The sequence below is a fragment of the Pelagimonas varians genome (assembly GCF_003208435.1).
In the GTDB taxonomy this organism is placed as follows: domain Bacteria; phylum Pseudomonadota; class Alphaproteobacteria; order Rhodobacterales; family Rhodobacteraceae; genus Pelagimonas; species Pelagimonas varians.
The window spans coordinates 283,444-299,911 of the sequence record NZ_QKMF01000005.1 but is presented as its reverse complement, the minus strand read 5'-3'; the positions used below and the strand labels follow the sequence as shown (position 1 = coordinate 299,911).

The following is a 16,468-nucleotide window of genomic DNA, read 5'->3' as shown; positions in this document are numbered from 1 at the left end:
ATCGCCGCTGTCAGTGTGGTCTTGCCGTGGTCAACGTGGCCGATTGTGCCGATGTTGCAGTGCGGCTTACCGCGTTCAAACTTTTCCTTACCCATCTTTAAAGACGCCTCAGCTATTGGGGGGCCGCACCCGACCCAGGTTTCATCGCGCGCCGAATATTTGTTTGAGCACGAAAAATCAAGCCCTTGATGGGCTGAGCCCCAATTCCAAGGCACAATTTAGCCGTCATAGACGCGACCGTCGCAGCAACGACACGTTTAATACGTCTAAAACCCGCAATTACATGGGTTGCATAGGTCTATTGAGTGGTCTTTCCAGCAGAGCGATCATCAAACCAACCATTGGCTTCGTGCTCTTCGCGCATCCACTTTTCAATGAGCAAAGCACCGGATTCTGCCGCGCGTATCATCACTTCTTCTTTGGACATACTGATGCGTGATTCGAGAATCTGAATCACATGGAACAGCTCGGTCTCTTCGTTCAGTTTCTTGCCAGCCGCATCGTCCCAGACCGTTACACGCATGGCCAAAGCAGATTTGCCCGGAACAAAGGGTTGCGGCAGGGAATAAGCCTCAAGGCTCACACCGATATGATAGAATTGCGTACCTTCAAAGCGACGGAACCGCTGTTCCAGCGCGGCATCCACTATCGCAATCCACTCTTCATTAGACGCCTCTTGAGACACCAGAAGCTTTTCCAGATTTGGCGCTACAACTTCGGCATGCCCCAGTTTGAACTGGCCCATGGCGACAACTGGATCGTCCAAATCAGCCGGCGGGGCGTTGCAAGCCGCCAAAGTCACACATGCACAAAGCGCAGCAAAATATCGAAGCATTCGGTTCCCCAAGTCTGGCCGGTTCTCCCCGATACCTTAGGGTGCGACTTTGCGCAATGCATACAGGTTTGCCTATCTTAGGCACAGGGCTATCATCTAAAGAAATTATCGGAGTCCGTCATGAGTGATCTCAAAGCCAAGCCTGTCCCTGTGCGCGTTCCTTTGGTGACCGAGCCGATGGGCATCTGGAAAAGCCTGCAAACATCACGCCGCAATGTACTTGCCATCATTCCCGACATCGCCACACGGCAACCGATGGTGTCCGGAAAAACCGGCAAGCGCTGGCACATGGTCACCGATCCCGGCGCAAACAAGCGCATTTTGCTCGAAAACTTGGAAAACTACCCGAAATCACTGGTGACCAAAAACCTGCTGCGGCCCGCCATTGGTGAATCTCTCTTTATTGCCGAAGGCGCGCATTGGCGCTGGCAAAGACGCGCTGCTGCCCCTGCGTTTTCGCATCGCAACGTGTTGAACCTTGCCCCCACAATGACGCAAGCCGCCCAACGCTCGGCGGATCGCATTCGCACCGCAGGTCCTCGCGCCATCAACTTCCTTGATGAAATGGTTTCGCTGACTTTTGATGTCATTTCGGATGTGACCTTTTCGGGAGATTCCGGATTTGATCGCAACGCTGTTCATGGGGCCATCGACAGCTACATTGCCGAAGCGGGCAAGCTGTCCTTGTTCGATATACTTGGCCTGCCCGACTGGGTGCCTCGCCCCGGCCGCATGTTTTCCGCAGGCGGCGTCCAACAGATGAAAAAAGTAGCCGATCAAGCCATCGACGCGCGCTCCCAGCGTGATACGAAAGAGGTCCCTGATCTTCTCGACCTGTTGCTCGCGGGGGAAGACCCTGAAACCAAACGCAAAATGAACACACAAGAGCTTCGGGACAATCTGCTGACCTTTATTGTTGCAGGGCATGAAACCACGGCTTTGACGCTTGCATGGTCGCTTTATCTGCTCGCCTTTGACCCGGACGCACAGGAAAAAGCCCGCGCCGAGGTGCAATCGGTTTTGTCTGGCAATGCGGCAACCGGTGACGATGTGGCAAAGCTGCCCTTTGTCCGGCAAGTCGTCGACGAAGCCCTGCGGCTTTATCCGCCCGCCGGCATGGTATCACGCACAGCACTTGCCAAGGATGAGCTATGCGACCGGTTGGTTTTGCCTGGCGATACTGTGATTTTGCCAATCTATGCGCTGCACAGACACCACCAACTGTGGGATGATCCAGACGGCTTTCGTCCTGACAGGTGGAATGGATTCAAACCGGACCGCTACACCTATCTACCATTTGGTGATGGACCGCGCATTTGCATCGGGGCGTCCTTTGCAACTCAAGAAGCCGTTATCGTGTTGGCGACGTTGTTGGCGCAATTTCGCTTCAAATCTGTGCCGGGTCGCAACCCCGACCCGGTAATGATTATCACGCTGCGCCCCGATGGCGGCGTCTGGCTTGAGGCAGAGCCGATCGATTAAAGCCTAACGCGCCAATTCAGTGTGCCTTTGGGCCGCGAATCCTTAGCGGTTAGCGCCAGGAACCCAAAGGACGTCAGATTTACCACCGTCATTGGCCATCCGGCCCGCCGCAAAAAACCAATCTGACAAGCGGTTCAAGTATTTGACCGCAGCGGGGTTCACCGTTTCGGAAGCTGCTAACGCCACTGCAAGCCGCTCGGCCCGCCGCGCAACTGTCCTGCACTGGTGCAGATAGGCCGACAAAGCACTGCCGCCTGGCAAGATGAAGCTGCGCAATGGCTCCAGTTGAGCAGTCATCGCATCGATCTCGCTTTCAAGGCGGTCAACCTGCGCCTGAACCATACGCAGCGGTGGATATTCAGCCTCGGCGTCTTGTTCCATATTCGGCTGACACATGTCTGCACCCAGATCAAACAAATCGTTTTGGATCAGGCTAAGCTGTGCATCCATGTCGCCCGTTGCGTGCAGCCGCGCCAAACCAACAATTGCATTCAATTCATCCGAGGTGCCATAGGCCTCAACCCGCGCGTCGTATTTCGCGACCCGCGTTCCATTGCCCAGCGCCGTGTCACCCTTGTCACCGGTTCGGGTGTAAATCTTGTTCAGGACAACCATCAGCTTTTCCTAAGCCACACAAACAGCAGCACCAAAAGCACCGCAATAAACTGCGCAATAATGCGCCATCGCATCGCCTTGTTCGCATGCTTTTTGTTAAATTCACCGCCTTTGGCGAACGAGCCAATGCCAAACAGCAAAATTCCCACCACCGCCGCCATAGCGACGAGGATGACTAAAAATAGTGGATCTTGGGCCATGGATTCCTCCGTTTCAGTGCTGCAGACATACGCGTCCTTGCGGAAAAGAGCTAGCCGCCCTTCGTCACAAGCCAATCAAGCATTCGGGTGCTGAGCAAGCGCCGCGCGGCCCCCATTAGATATGTCGCTTTTGTTATATAGTAGCGTGGTCGCGGTTTAGACGATTCCAACGCATGTATCACCTTTGCGGTCACCGCCGAGGCCGGTAATTCGAACGTATCGGGGCCGCGGTCTTCGTATAAGCGCTTGATCAACCGGTCTTCGTAGTCTTGCACCCGGGCAGATCCGCGCCAGTCAACCCAACGTTCAAAATGGGGAATCGCGTTTTGCCGGATCTTCGACGTCACAGGGCCGGTGTTCAGCGTCACAATGTGAATGCCTATTCCAGCCATTTCCGTTCGCAGGGTATCTGTTAGCCCTTCGGTTGCAAATTTTGTCGCAGTATAGGCCCCCCGCCATGGGATCGTCACCAGACCAAGAACAGAGGAATGGTTGATAATCCGTCCGTGCCCTTGCGCCCGCATCACCGGAATCACCCGCGTTGTCAAATCGTGCCAACCAAACACATTGGCCTCAAAAATTGCGCGCAAAGCGTCCGCCGGAAGATCTTCAACTGCGCCGGGTGTGGCATGCGCGCCATTGTTGAACAGCGCATCCAAATGGCCTCCGGTCACGGTCAGAACCTCTTGCAGGCCGGATGCAATGGTTCCGCGCTGCGTGTAGTCGATCAATGGGGACGCAAAGCCTTGGGCTATGAACTGGTCGCAATCCTTTTGCTGTCGACAGGACGCAAAAACTGTCCATCCACGATCTCGCAAACTATGTGCAACATCAAATCCAATGCCTGACGAACAACCGGTGATTAGAATCGTTTTGCCAGTCATTTCGGGCCTCACTGCACGTTTCACGCTGATTTAGGCCCCTTTCACCCGAGGAACACCCCTAAAACACAAAAACGCGCGGTTGCCCGCGCGTTTTGTTCCCCGTGCCAAGGGAAAGACAGTCAGTTGACCGCCTTGAGGAAACTATCAGACATCCAGCCAATTTCGCTGCCATCCAAGGCCCGCAGCTTAACCCAACCATCGTCTTGGTTCGCCAAAATCTCGACCTCTTCGCCGCGCAGCAATTGTGTGACCACATCAAATTTCGTGCTTGGACCGCCGCGTAAATTCACTCGTGATCCGGTGACCTGACGATAATCGGCCAAAACAGCGAACTCTGTCGCAATCGAATCGCGGGCCACGGCGGGTGTGGCCATCAGCGGCGCTTGGGCAACAGCGGGTGCAATAACGGGTTTGGGCGTTCTCACAGCAGAGGCGAGAATCACCTTGGCCGTTTTCGGAGTTCCAAAGGATGTCAGCGCAGAGCCGGTTGTATCAGCACGGGCGACCTGCGGGACGGCAGGTTCAATGCGATCTGACGTGACTTTAGGCACGGAGGCCACCAGCGTTACGCCATTCTGGCCCGGTTGAAAATCAGACCCGCCGGACAGCTCGAACCAAGCCCAACCCAAACATGCAAACGTCAAAAGGATGACACGCGCCATTCCTACCCCCCAAAAGAATAATACCCCACCACATCGTCGCATGCAGCTTTCGCGACGATGTAATCTTCATACACGAAATGACTCGAAAGGCGTAAGGGAAATTCCGAGAATATTTCCCACCCGCGCGCTTTACGGTTGGGTGCAGTGGCAGTATCACAATCCGTATGAATGACGACTCCTCGGACAAGGGCCTCACTGGCCGCCAGCTTTCAGAACCGCTTCGCCGTGCGATAGGTGACCGGTATCTGACCTATGCGCTTTCGACTATTATGCACCGTGCCCTGCCTGATGCGCGTGATGGGCTAAAGCCGGTGCACCGCCGAATCTTGTATGCGATGCGGCGTTTGCGGCTTTCCTCATCCGGCGGGTTTTTGAAATCGGCCAAGATCAGCGGCGACACCATGGGGGATTTCCACCCGCATGGTGACATGGCGATCTATGACGCGATGGCCCGTCTGGCCCAGGATTTCACCATCCGCTACCCGCTGGTCGACGGTCAGGGTAACTTTGGCAACATCGACGGCGATAACCCCGCCGCCTCGCGCTATACCGAAGCGCGGATGACAATCATGTCCGAAGCACTGCTTGAAGGGCTGGACGAAAACGCTGTCGATTTCCGCCCCAATTATGATGGTCGCCTCGAAGAACCATCAGTGTTGCCCGCGTCCTACCCCAATCTGCTGGCCAACGGGTCCAGCGGGATTGCGGTGGGCATGGCGACAAACATTCCGCCCCACAATATTGGTGAATTGATCAATGCCTGCCTGCATCTGATCAAATCCCCCAATGCGGTAGACGACACTTTGTTGCAATACGTCCCGGGGCCGGATTTTCCCACCGGCGGCGTGATTGTCGAACCGCCTGAAAACATCGCCACCGCCTATAGCACAGGCCGCGGCAGCATCCGGTTGCGGGCCCGCTGGGAAGTCGAAGACATGGGCCGCGGACAATGGCAGGTTGTCGTGACCGAGATCCCTTATCAGGTGCAAAAGGGCAAATTGGTCGAACGCATTGCCGAACTGATCCAGATTAAAAAGATCCCGATTCTGGCTGATGTCCGTGACGAATCAGCCGAAGATATCCGTCTGATTCTGGAACCCAAATCCAAGAACGTCGATCCAGACGTCTTAATGAATATGTTGTTCAAGAACTCCGATCTGGAAACGCGATTCTCTCTGAACATGAACGTACTGATCGATGGGGTGACCCCTAAGGTTTGTTCGCTCAAGGAAGTGCTGCGCGCCTTTGTCGATTTCCGCCGCGAAGTGTTAATTCGCCGGACACGTCACCGGATGGCAAAAATCGACAACCGGCTCGAAGTGCTCGAAGGCTTGATTATTGCCTTCCTCAATCTGGACCGCGTGATCGATATCATCCGGTATGATGACGATCCCAAAGCGGCGATGATGTACGAAGACTGGTCGCGCAGCCACCAAGCCACGCTGGTACGTGCCACAGACGAGAGCGATTATAAATCCCCTCTGACCGGCATTTCCGTCAAGTCTTTGGTCTTGCGCGAAGACCCTGACGCAATCGCGCGCGGCGAAATCGCCGATGATGGCACCGATGGCAAAATTCCCGCCCGCTTTGAAGGCCGGTCCGAAGGCCTGTCTGACGTTCAAGCCGAAGCCATCTTGAATATGCGTCTGCGCAGTTTGCGCCGGCTCGAAGAGCTGGAGCTGGTAAACGAGCGCGACAAGCTGATGGAAGAGCGCGCCGGTCTCGAAGACCTGCTCGACAGCGATGACCTGCAATGGAAATCCATTGGCGAAGAGTTGCGCGACGTACGGAAAAAGTTCTTTAAGGATCACCCCCGCGGCCACCGCCTGACGACCTTTGCTGAAGCGGGTGAAGCTGAAGATGTTCCCATCGAGGCCATGATTGAACGGGAGCCCATCACCATTGTCTGTTCGCAAATGGGGTGGATCAGGGCGATGACCGGCCACATCGACCTCGCTCGTGAGCTAAAGTTCAAGGACGGTGACGGTCCGCGCTTTATCTTCCATGCCGAAACCACTGACCGTTTGCTGGTCTTCGGCAGCAACGGTCGTTTCTACACCCTGTCTGCCGCCAACCTGCCCGGCGGGCGCGGCATGGGCGAACCGCTGCGTCTGATGGTTGACCTGCCGAATGAGGCAGAAATTATCGACCTGTTTATTCACAAGCCTGGCCGCAAACTGCTGGTTGCGTCATCGGCTGGTGACGGTTTCGTCGTTCCGGAAAACGACGTGATTGCTCAGACGAAAAACGGCAAGCAGGTCTTGAACGTGCGCGAACCCGTGCGCGCCAAGCTGTGCAAACCGGTTGATGGCAACGCGGTCGCTGTTGTTGGCGAAAACCGCAAGGTGCTGATCTTTGCCTTGGAAGAGCTCCCTGAAATGGGGCGCGGCAAAGGCGTTCGTTTGCAAAAATACAAGGACGGCGGCATGTCCGATGCCCGAACCTTCACCCTTGAAGACGGGCTTAGCTGGCTAGACCCTGCGGGCCGCACCCGGACAGAAAACGAACTGGCGGATTGGCTGGGCAAACGTGCCGGTATTGGCCGCATGGCTCCGCGTGGCTTCCCGCGTGACAACCTTTTCAACTAAACAGCAAAGGTCCCAGAGGCGTTTTCGGGGCCTTTTTCGTGGCCCATAGCCTCGCATCCAAAACACACAGCGCCGGACCTAGGGAATTTCCCACTTGCCTCAAGGCCCCCCTCAGAGCAGGCTGGAGGAAACAGGTCCCTTGAGTATGCCCTTTGACGTCAACTGATACGCCCCGATCCCCTTGGGGGGTTACCTCTGCGCCCACTGCTCCGGCAGAGCCTGTGCAAGTGCCCGATGCCGCGCCAGCGCCGCCAACTCCGCCCGCCAACCCCAATGTTCTGGCTGGTGAATTTGTCGGTTTGCGCAGGCATTTGTTCTGGCTGGCCTTCAAAACCGGAATCCTGACAGTTCTGACACTCGGCTTTTACCGCTTTTGGATGAAGACCCGCCTGCGGCGTTGGTATTGGTCGGCTATCCGCATCGGTGGCATCCCACTGGAATACGTCGGGGATCCCATTGAAAAGCTCCTGGGGTTCTTGGTCGCGGTGGTTATCCTTGCCTTTTATATTGGCGTTGTGAACCTGCTTTTGATGTTTGCCAGTTTCGCTTTGTTCCAAGGTAACTTTGCCGCCTATTTGCTCAGCTTCTTGGGGGTGATTCCGATTTGGTTTTACGCCCAGTATCGCGCCCGCCGCTATGTTCTGGCCCGCACACGCTGGCGGGGATTGCGGTTTGGACTTGAACCCGCAGCGTGGGGTTATGCGTGGCGGTCTTTGCTATATTGGGGGCTGACACTGGTCAGCGCCGGGCTGCTTTGGCCATTGATGACCTTTCGGTTGGAAAAATACAAAACCGATCGCACCTCTTGGGGGACTGCCAGACTCACCCAGGGTGGACGCTGGACCATGCTCTACCCCTCAGCGAAGTGGTTGTTTATCGGAATTGTCGCTGGCCTTGCGACTGCGGTGATCGCGTTTTCCAGCAGTCCGGACAACGCCCTTCTTCCAGGGCTGGCCGCAATATTGGTCTTGCCGTTTGGGTTGGTCTACTACCGTGTTGATAGCCTGCGCCGCCTGACAGAAACCAAGAAGATGCAAGAAATCACCTTGAAAATGCGCCCGTCCTCGCTGCGCGTTTTTGGCATTTATGTCGGTGGATACCTGTTTGCCGGCATCCTGCTTGGCCTGATAATGGGCTTGGTTTTCTTTGTGACAATAGGCGCCTTTTTGGGCACCGCAGAGAATTTTGGCACAGACACCTTCGACCCCGAAATTCTGTTTCAGGGAAATCATCCGGTTTTAATAGCTATCGGGGTCGCCACATATTTTGCGGTCTTTTTGCTATGGTCCGTGTTGATGCAAACATATGTGACCATGCCGATCATGCGCCACTACGCATCGGTGTTGGAACTGCACGGTGCCGACAATATCAAGGACATTCGCCAGCGTCCGCGTGATGAACACATAGAAGCAGAGGGTTTTGCCGAGGCTTTGGACGTTGGAGCCTCGATATGAGCGACGCATTGTTCCCCCCTGCCAGACGCGACCACCACACGGGCCGTTTCTTTGATGGAATTGTGCCGATGCCGATCAAGGCCGAGGTCTGGGTCGATGCGTCACAGCGCGCTTTGATCATAGAAACCACAGACATCACCGAAACATGGCCGCTGCTTGATGTGCGTTTGATACCGGACCAAGCAGACAAAGCGCGATTGGTCTTGCGTCTGCACGGGGACCCGTTGCGCCGCTTGGTTCTGCCTGATCACCGCCTGCTGCCGGATTTGCCGCACGCCACACGCCGCGCACCGGTGATCCAGCGCAGCAAGCTCTTTGTCTGGGCTGCGGCAGCGGTGGCTTCGGTCGGGTTGATTGCCTTTGTACTCGTGCCATTGATGGCCGATCAGCTTGCCGAATTCATCCCACCCGAGGGCGAACACGCACTAGGAGAAGTCACGCTGGAGCAAATTCGGGGGGCTTTAAGTGAAAACGTCGACGGCGTGCATTTTTGCACCAAAGCACCGGGACGCTCGGCCTTGGACCAAATGCAAAACCGGCTGACACAGGCCATGGATGCGCCGCCCCAATTGACGGTGCATGTGCTCGATCATCCGATGGTTAATGCATTTGCCTTACCCGGCGGTCATATTGTGCTGTTCAAGGGCCTGATCGACAAAGCCGCAGATCCAGAAGAAATTGCCGCAGTCTTTGCCCATGAAATCGGCCATGTCGTCAGCCGCGATCCAACGCGCCATGCCCTGCGCTCTGCCGGATCAATCGGGGTGCTTGGATTGTTGTTCGGCGATTTCGCCGGCGGGGCAATGATGCTGTTATTGACCGAACAGCTGATCGCAGCGCAATACAGCCGAGACGCCGAGGCACAAGCCGACGTTTTTGCCTATCAAGTTCTGCAAAGAGCGGGCATTTCTCCCGCAGAACTGGCTGATATGTTTGAACGGTTTCGAAGCCTTGGCGGTGAGATATCCGGGATTGAGGCACACTTCATGTCACACCCAGCTTTGGGGGACCGCATTGCCCAAGCCCGTGCGGCTGTGCCCACAGGGTTTGAATCGCGTGCCTTGCTAAGCCAATCGCAGTGGGCAGACCTTCAGACCATTTGCGATCAAACATCAACGTTTGACCAGGCGCAGTAGCATCAAAGGCGGGCGCTGCGCCCATGCGGCGGTCTGCCAAATCACATCCAATCCCAACCAAATCCTACTTTAGCCTTACAAAACCTTGCCCAAAGCCGGTCAGAAAGGCGTTTGATAGAAAACGCGACGTCTGTTGGCGATAACGTGACGATTTTGCCCTGTTTCAACCGCCCCGCCCGCGCTATCACACTCGCCAAGAATGGCTAACAGCGGGGAATCCCGCGGAATCGTTTAAAGGAGAGGAACGCGATGAAGGTTTTGGTGCCTGTCAAGCGCGTGATTGACTATAACGTTAAGGTTCGTGTCAAAGCGGACGGTAGCGGAGTTGATCTCGCCAACGTGAAAATGTCGATGAACCCGTTCGACGAGATTGCCGTCGAAGAGGCCATCCGCCTGAAAGAAGCTGGCAAAGCGACCGAGGTCGTGGCCGTTTCAATCGGTGTTAAGCAAAATCAGGAAACACTGCGCACCGCGCTTGCGATGGGCGCAGACCGCGCAATCCTGGTTGTCGCGGCAGACGACGTCCACACGGATATCGAACCGCTGGCCGTTGCCAAAATTCTGGCTGCGATAGTCAAGGAAGAAGAGCCAGGTCTGGTTCTTGCTGGCAAACAGGCGATCGACAACGACATGAACGCCACAGGTCAGATGTTGTCGGCTCTGCTGGGTTGGTCACAGGGCACCTTTGCTTCTGAGGTCGACATCGACGGCGACAACGCCAAAGTCACACGCGAAGTTGACGGCGGCTTGCAGACTATCACAGTGAAGATGCCAACCATCATCACCGTTGACCTGCGTTTGAACGAGCCGCGTTATGCGTCCTTGCCAAACATCATGAAAGCCAAGCGCAAGCCGCTGGATGAAAAGACGCCCGGCGATTACGGCGTTGATGTCACCCCGCGCCTGACCGTTGTCAAAACCGAAGAGCCCGCAGCCCGGGCTGCTGGTATCAAAGTTGGCTCGGTTGACGAGCTTGTCGCGAAACTTAAAGAAGCGGGGGCTGTGTAATGGCTGTACTACTTCTTGCCGAAGTCACAAATGGCGAACTGGCGATGGACGCCACCGCCAAAGCTGTCACCGCTGCAAAAGCACTGGGTGACGTGACCGTTCTGGCATGTGGCGCATCTGCTGCCGCTGCTGGCGAAGCAGCCGCGAAAATCGACGGTGTTGCCAAAGTTTTGGTCGCCGAAGACGCATCCCTTGGCCACCGCCTTGCGGAACCCACGGCTGCACTGATCGTGTCGCTGGCGGGTGACTATAGCCATGTCGTTGCGCCTGCGACCACAGACGCCAAGAACGTTATGCCGCGCGTTGCTGCGCTGCTCGACGTGATGGTGATCTCGGACGCGACTGCCGTTGTCGACGCCGATACATTCGAGCGTCCGATTTATGCCGGCAACGCCATGCAAACCGTGAAATCGTCGGACGCGACCAAGGTTATCACCTTCCGCACCTCGACATTTGACGCCGCTGGCGAGGGTGGTTCTGCTGCGGTTGAAACCATCTCGGCTGTTGCAAACCCCGGTCTTTCCGAATGGGTCGAAGACAAGGTTGCCGCAAGCGATCGTCCTGAACTGACATCAGCTGGTGTCGTTGTCTCGGGCGGCCGCGGAGTTGGGTCCGAAGATGACTTTAAAATCATCGAAGCCTTGGCGGACAAGCTCGGTGCCGCTGTTGGTGCGTCGCGCGCGGCAGTCGATTCCGGCTACGCGCCGAACGATTGGCAAGTCGGCCAGACCGGCAAGGTTGTGGCACCGGACCTCTACATCGCTGTAGGGATTTCAGGCGCGATCCAGCACCTTGCAGGTATGAAAGATTCAAAGATCATCGTCGCAATTAACAAAGACGAAGAAGCGCCAATCTTTCAGGTGGCCGACTTCGGTCTGGTTGCCGACCTCTTTGACGCCGTACCAGAGCTGACCGAGAAACTTGGATAAAGTGAGCTTCGCGTAAGTTCTGCCAAGATTTTTCGACGAAAAATCGATCAAAGGCCCACCAATTGGTGGGCCTTTTCTTTTTGGAGGTTCCATTTTTTCTGCCGGGCCGTGTGTTCTAGTTGCCCATGCCAGATCCCGGTGAATCGGCTCATCCTAGCCGTCACAACACCTCTTGTTCTTCGCGGCCTGTTAGCCGCCGCAAAATATCCTCGATCGCATCGGCGGCTTCTACATGCGCATAGGGGCCCATCAACTCTTGGGCCGCACAGGCGTCAAAATCATTGAAAACCATCCCCTTTGTGCCTTCGATCAAAGCACTTTCAGACGCTACAACTTCAGCAACAGCAGAGACTCGTGGCCGCAATGTCTCAACCATCTGCCGCGTCACAAAAAGTGGATCCCCCTGCAACGGCGCTTCCACACCAGATGGAATCGCATGATCCGCAAACCACAGCAAAACCACTTGCCCGCGCAGCTGCGTCAGGACATGCTTCATCCGCGCAATCCATGCCGTCCGCAGTTCCTCAATCACCAACTCATATCGCTCGCAAGACGCTTCTGACAAACGCCCAAGCATATGCCTTACAAAATGGAATTCGGTAAAATCCACCTCAGGAAACAATTCTTCCAACCGCTCCGAAGCCCTCAGAAACCGGTCGTTTCGGCGCGGATGCACGGTATAAAACCGGTTCGACATATTCTGTGCACCCATAATCTGAATGACCTTGGCTGTACTACTGCTGGCCAGATCCATGGACGCGGGATCATTCAGATACAGATCCACCCCTGCATTCACGACACCAAAGTTTGCACAAACGACGGACATCCGCCTTTCCAACAGCGCTGGAAACGGACTTTCAATAAATCGCCCATAAGTTTCGGTTCCACCCAAAAAGGCAAAATATTCGCCGCTTAGCTGACGGCGCGGTCCCCGAAACAGAACGCGCGAGCCGCCATAGCGACACGGATAGTATTCAAGGGCACCATGGCCCCCGCCATGTACTGACATATCACCCACCTTATTAATTCTCACCCACCAAACAGATTCGCCTAAATCCCTTTCGAAAAGGCTAAAGAGAGAATGCACCACTAACTTTAGCGACCTCCCCTTGCAGCTGCCCTAAAGGCAGGACTATGGTCTGTTAAAACTACAAGGGGATTGGTCCGATGGAGATCAAATCGGTTGGCGTCGTTGGCGCGGGTCAAATGGGCAACGGTATTGCGCATGTCATGGCACTGGCAGGCTACAACGTTCGGCTAAACGACATCTCACAGGACGCGTTGGATCAAGCTGTTGCACTTATACAGAAAAACCTCGACCGGCAGGTCCTGCGCGAAAAGATCGGCGAAGCAGAACGCGACGCCGCAATGGCCCGGATCGAAACGACACAAGACATCGTTCAAATTGCCAAAACCGATTTGGTGATCGAAGCCGCCACCGAGCGTGAAGAAATCAAACACAAGATTTTCGAAGCCATTGTTCCGCATCTGTCTGACAATACAATACTGACATCCAATACCTCCTCAATTTCGATTACGCGGCTTGCCTCCCGCACTGACCGACCCGAAAAGTTTATGGGCTTCCACTTCATGAACCCGGTGCCGATCATGCAGTTGGTTGAGCTGATCCGCGGAATTGCGACCGACCGGCCTACATATGACGCCTGCCTTGGGGTCGTTGAAAACCTTGGGAAAACCGCTGCCAGCGCCGAAGACTTCCCCGCCTTTATCGTAAACCGCATCTTGATGCCGATGATCAACGAAGCCGTTTACACGCTGTACGAAGGCGTTGGCAATGTGAACAGCATCGACCTTTCGATGAAACTTGGGGCCAATCATCCAATGGGCCCGCTGGAGCTGGCAGATTTCATCGGTCTTGATACTTGTCTTGCGATTATGAATGTCTTGCACGAAGGGCTGGCTGACACCAAATACCGGCCTTGTCCGCTCTTGACGAAATACGTCGAAGCCGGCTGGCTTGGCCGCAAAACCAACCGTGGCTTTTATGACTATCGCGGAGATACACCCGTTCCAACCCGCTAAGCCAACAGTCCGGCGCGTCGTAGCAATGACGCGCCAACCAAAGTTTGCACAAGGAAAGGCGCGGGGGAGTTAAGCTTTCTCTTTGAGCGCCAAAGTACGCTCTCGAAGCCAAGCGACAAATTCGCGCTGGCCACCGGCGAAGGTCTTAACGTCTTCCGGTGAAATCGGCTCTCCAACGATTGGTTTTTGCGGGCGTTTGCACGCATGAACAACTTCGTGGATCAACAGGCCCTGCCTGATCGTTGGTGATATTTTGTCCGCAATTTGATAGACACGGCTGTTTTGTCCCGGAAAATAGACCGGCACCACCGTCGCGCCTGACCTTTGAACCATTTTGGCCGTGAACGGGTTCCAGCCACCTTCTACAGCCGGCCCAAACATCGTTTCGCTTGAGGCGACCACACCCGACGGAAAGAGAACAATGACGCCTCCTTCTTTCAGATGTGACATGGCTTGTGCCCGCATCGCCAACCCTTGTTCACGGGCGTTTTCCTCATGTGGGAAAGGCACTGGAATCATAAACGGGTCGATTTCCTCAACGCCCGTCAGCAACGACCGGGTCAGGATTTTGTAGTCTTCCCGAACATGGCCGATCAAATGGGCCAAAACCATGCCATCAACCAAACCATGCGGATGATTTGCGACAATCACCACGGGACCATCTTTTGGAATGTTCTGGATTTGCTCTAGCGGAGTTTGCAGCTCGATTCCCATAACGCCAAGCGCGCGCGACCAAAACTCCTGCCCCTCAACAAGGCCAAGCTTTTCAAACCGGCGAACAATACGCAGCAACGGGATTTTGCCGGTCAGCCACTCCATCACCCGAATGGTGTAGGATTTCCAAGGGTTCGGAAAAGTATTCGCGTAACTAACTTTTCGCTTGTCGTAGGGCACAGGTTGTTTGTCGGGGGTTCCCGCCGAACTTGCCGACGAATGCGTTCTTTCGACCATGCGCCCGTTCTGTTCCGTTTTCATGGCTGCGGACCCAGTATCCGAAGCTCGCTAGCAGTCTTCTCCGAAACGGTCTGCTACCAAGGCTTCGACCGCATCCGCCAGAGCACCTGCATCCGGGCCTGACGTCTGGACCTCAATACTGGTTCCTTTGGCAGCTGCCAACATCAAAAGGCCCATAATACTGTCTCCACCGGCAGACATCCCATCGCGGGACACTTCTGCCGTTGCGTCAAAGCCTTCGACAACTTCAACCAGACGGGCGGATGCACGGGCATGAAGACCTTTTTCATTGATGATTCTCAGCTCTCGTCGCGTGGTATCGGTCATAAATCTATCTCAGTTCAAAAAATTCAGGTCGCGTCAGAACGGATGTTCTGGCTGTCAATATACTTGCGTCCGGCCTCAAGCGCTGCCCGTACGGCATCCGGAACCGGCTTGCTCCGGCTTTTAGCAAGCTTGATTAGCATCGGCAAATTGGCACCATAGATGATACGGCGGTTTTCGGGTTTGCAGGCGTTCAGCGATAGATTCGACGGCGATCCGCCAAACATATCGGTCACAATAACAACGCCCTGCCCTTGATCCACGGCATCCGCCGCCATGCAGATTTCGGATTGTTTTCGGTTTCGATCACAATCGGCTTCAATGGCAATCGCGGTCATCCCGTCCTGCGCGCCCACCACATGTTCCACAGCGGCCAAGTATTCCCCAGCCAATCCGCCATGCGCAACGATGACAATCCCGATCACTCAGACGCCTTTCTATCCGTGGCTTGCAACGGACCGGATGAAAACCCAACCGCGCGTCGCTCCAATTCGCGATGTCTAATTGACACCCGCCACCCTTCCTTCGCAAGGGCCGCAGCAACAATTTCTGTCATGGCAACCGACCGGTGTTTGCCACCGGTACAGCCAAAGCCGATTGAAAAATGCGCTTTTCCCTCTTCGACGCAGCCCGGTAGCACAAAGAGTGCCAAACTCAGGACACGCTCAAGGAACGGTTCATGGCGCGGGTCGGCCGCAACATAGTCTGCTACGGGTTGGTCTAGTCCCGAAAAGGCGCGCAATTCAGGCTCCCAATGCGGGTTGCGCAGGAAACGACAATCAATCGCCATGTCCAAACCCTGTGGAAGCCCGCGCTTGTACGAGAATGAGTGAACGGAGACCGCCATGCTTTGACCGGTGGAGCTGGAGAACAGGTTTTCAATTTCCGCATGAAGATCATGAACCGTCAGTTCGCTTGTTTCGACCAGAATATCTGCGCGGGCGCGCACATCCTCCAACAGGGCAATTTCGCGCGCAATTCCATCTGCAGGGCTTTCATCCGGTGCCAAAGGATGCCGTCGCCTGGTTTCCGAATAGCGCCGCGAAAGCACGCCCGGGCTGCAATCGAGGTAGAGAAGATCACAAGCGACATCACCCCGTGACGACAAAATTGCATGTAGTTCCAGAAGCCCTTCAACCGAGAAATCGCGGTTCCGCGCATCAATTCCCAATGCAAGTGGCTGCATCAAGCTGCCTTCCGCACTATCAATCAGACGCGGGATCAGGCTCAGCGGAATGTTATCGATCGCTTCAAATCCAAGGTCTTCTAGTGTGTTGATTGCCGTCGCCCTTCCGGCCCCGGCAGGGCCGGTTACCAGAACCACACGTTGGCGTTGGGGCACATCTTGCACCAT

Annotated in this window: 18 protein-coding genes; 7 read left to right on the top strand and 11 right to left on the bottom strand. The window is 55.4% G+C overall.

Features of this window, described 5'->3' with window-relative positions:
* Together C8N36_RS09305 and C8N36_RS09300 are read right to left on the bottom strand one after the other, a co-directional pair.
* A partial coding sequence (locus tag C8N36_RS09305) for a GTP-binding protein (protein WP_234988920.1) occupies positions 1 to 95 on the bottom strand: 95 nt, incomplete at its 3' end.
* A 203-nt stretch (positions 96 to 298) separates the two neighbouring features.
* Positions 299 to 835, bottom strand: coding sequence for a hypothetical protein (locus tag C8N36_RS09300; RefSeq protein WP_097804418.1), 537 nt, complete (start codon positions 833 to 835; stop codon positions 299 to 301).
* Positions 836 to 955: 120 nt separating this feature from the next.
* On the opposite strand from C8N36_RS09300, the gene C8N36_RS09295 reads away from it, so the two are divergent.
* Positions 956 to 2,317: a cytochrome P450 gene (locus C8N36_RS09295; RefSeq protein ID WP_097804417.1), complete on the top strand. Its 1,362-nt coding sequence runs from the start codon at positions 956 to 958 to the stop codon at positions 2,315 to 2,317.
* Between the two features lie 42 nt (positions 2,318 to 2,359).
* Here the strand turns inward: C8N36_RS09295 and C8N36_RS09290 are convergent, their stop codons facing one another.
* The 4 genes from C8N36_RS09290 to C8N36_RS09275 all read right to left on the bottom strand — a co-directional run bounded on the left by C8N36_RS09290 (position 2,360) and on the right by C8N36_RS09275 (position 4,678).
* On the bottom strand, positions 2,360 to 2,932 hold the full coding sequence (locus C8N36_RS09290; protein WP_097804416.1) for a cob(I)yrinic acid a,c-diamide adenosyltransferase: 573 nt from the start codon (positions 2,930 to 2,932) through the stop codon (positions 2,360 to 2,362).
* Positions 2,932 to 3,132, bottom strand: coding sequence for a twin transmembrane helix small protein (locus C8N36_RS09285; RefSeq protein WP_097804415.1), 201 nt, complete (start codon positions 3,130 to 3,132; stop codon positions 2,932 to 2,934). The genes C8N36_RS09290 and C8N36_RS09285 overlap by 1 nt, the downstream gene beginning before the upstream one ends.
* Positions 3,133 to 3,182: 50 nt before the next feature.
* Positions 3,183 to 4,016, bottom strand: a complete 834-nt coding sequence (locus tag C8N36_RS09280) for an SDR family NAD(P)-dependent oxidoreductase (protein WP_097804414.1) — start codon at positions 4,014 to 4,016, stop codon at positions 3,183 to 3,185.
* Positions 4,017 to 4,135: 119 nt separating this feature from the next.
* Positions 4,136 to 4,678 (bottom strand): SH3 domain-containing protein, encoded by a 543-nt coding sequence (locus tag C8N36_RS09275; protein ID WP_170125848.1) that lies wholly within the window; start codon positions 4,676 to 4,678, stop codon positions 4,136 to 4,138.
* 164 nt (positions 4,679 to 4,842) lie between these two features.
* Here C8N36_RS09275 and C8N36_RS09270 point away from each other — a divergent pair, with 164 nt between their 5' ends.
* The 5 genes from C8N36_RS09270 (at position 4,843) to C8N36_RS09250 (ending at position 11,793) form a co-directional block, all read left to right on the top strand.
* Positions 4,843 to 7,266: a DNA topoisomerase IV subunit A gene (locus C8N36_RS09270; RefSeq protein WP_097804412.1), complete on the top strand. Its 2,424-nt coding sequence runs from the start codon at positions 4,843 to 4,845 to the stop codon at positions 7,264 to 7,266.
* Positions 7,267 to 7,577: 311 nt separating this feature from the next.
* A complete protein-coding gene (locus C8N36_RS09265; RefSeq protein ID WP_425451771.1) occupies positions 7,578 to 8,720 on the top strand; it encodes a DUF898 family protein in 1,143 nt (380 codons plus the stop codon).
* Positions 8,717 to 9,856: a M48 family metallopeptidase gene (locus C8N36_RS09260; RefSeq protein ID WP_245910774.1), complete on the top strand. Its 1,140-nt coding sequence runs from the start codon at positions 8,717 to 8,719 to the stop codon at positions 9,854 to 9,856. Before C8N36_RS09265 ends, C8N36_RS09260 begins: the two co-directional genes overlap by 4 nt.
* Positions 9,857 to 10,105: 249 nt before the next feature.
* Positions 10,106 to 10,864, top strand: coding sequence for an electron transfer flavoprotein subunit beta/FixA family protein (locus C8N36_RS09255; protein WP_097804411.1), 759 nt, complete (start codon positions 10,106 to 10,108; stop codon positions 10,862 to 10,864).
* Complete coding sequence (locus C8N36_RS09250; RefSeq protein WP_097804410.1) at positions 10,864 to 11,793, top strand: electron transfer flavoprotein subunit alpha/FixB family protein; 930 nt, start codon at positions 10,864 to 10,866, stop codon at positions 11,791 to 11,793. Before C8N36_RS09255 ends, C8N36_RS09250 begins: the two co-directional genes overlap by 1 nt.
* Before the next feature lie 160 nt (positions 11,794 to 11,953).
* Here C8N36_RS09250 and C8N36_RS09245 read toward each other — a convergent pair whose 3' ends face one another.
* The gene (locus C8N36_RS09245; protein WP_170125847.1) at positions 11,954 to 12,802 is read right to left on the bottom strand and encodes a DUF6473 family protein; all 849 of its coding nucleotides are present in this window, start codon (positions 12,800 to 12,802) and stop codon (positions 11,954 to 11,956) included.
* Positions 12,803 to 12,960: 158 nt separating this feature from the next.
* On the opposite strand from C8N36_RS09245, the gene C8N36_RS09240 reads away from it, so the two are divergent.
* Positions 12,961 to 13,836 carry a 3-hydroxybutyryl-CoA dehydrogenase gene (locus tag C8N36_RS09240; protein ID WP_097804409.1) on the top strand — a complete coding sequence of 292 codons (876 nt, stop codon included), beginning with the start codon at positions 12,961 to 12,963 and terminating at the stop codon, positions 13,834 to 13,836.
* Positions 13,837 to 13,905: 69 nt separating this feature from the next.
* Here C8N36_RS09240 and C8N36_RS09235 read toward each other — a convergent pair whose 3' ends face one another.
* The 4 genes from C8N36_RS09235 to rapZ are packed head-to-tail and all read right to left on the bottom strand — an operon-like array spanning position 13,906 to position 16,468.
* Positions 13,906 to 14,787 (bottom strand): lysophospholipid acyltransferase family protein, encoded by an 882-nt coding sequence (locus tag C8N36_RS09235; RefSeq protein WP_097804470.1) that lies wholly within the window; start codon positions 14,785 to 14,787, stop codon positions 13,906 to 13,908.
* Between the two features lie 51 nt (positions 14,788 to 14,838).
* Positions 14,839 to 15,117 carry an HPr family phosphocarrier protein gene (locus tag C8N36_RS09230; protein ID WP_097804408.1) on the bottom strand — a complete coding sequence of 93 codons (279 nt, stop codon included), beginning with the start codon at positions 15,115 to 15,117 and terminating at the stop codon, positions 14,839 to 14,841.
* 23 nt (positions 15,118 to 15,140) lie between these two features.
* On the bottom strand, positions 15,141 to 15,539 hold the full coding sequence (locus tag C8N36_RS09225; protein WP_097804407.1) for a PTS sugar transporter subunit IIA: 399 nt from the start codon (positions 15,537 to 15,539) through the stop codon (positions 15,141 to 15,143).
* The gene (gene rapZ / locus C8N36_RS09220) at positions 15,536 to 16,468 is read right to left on the bottom strand and encodes an RNase adapter RapZ (RefSeq protein ID WP_097804406.1); all 933 of its coding nucleotides are present in this window, start codon (positions 16,466 to 16,468) and stop codon (positions 15,536 to 15,538) included. Before rapZ ends, C8N36_RS09225 begins: the two co-directional genes overlap by 4 nt.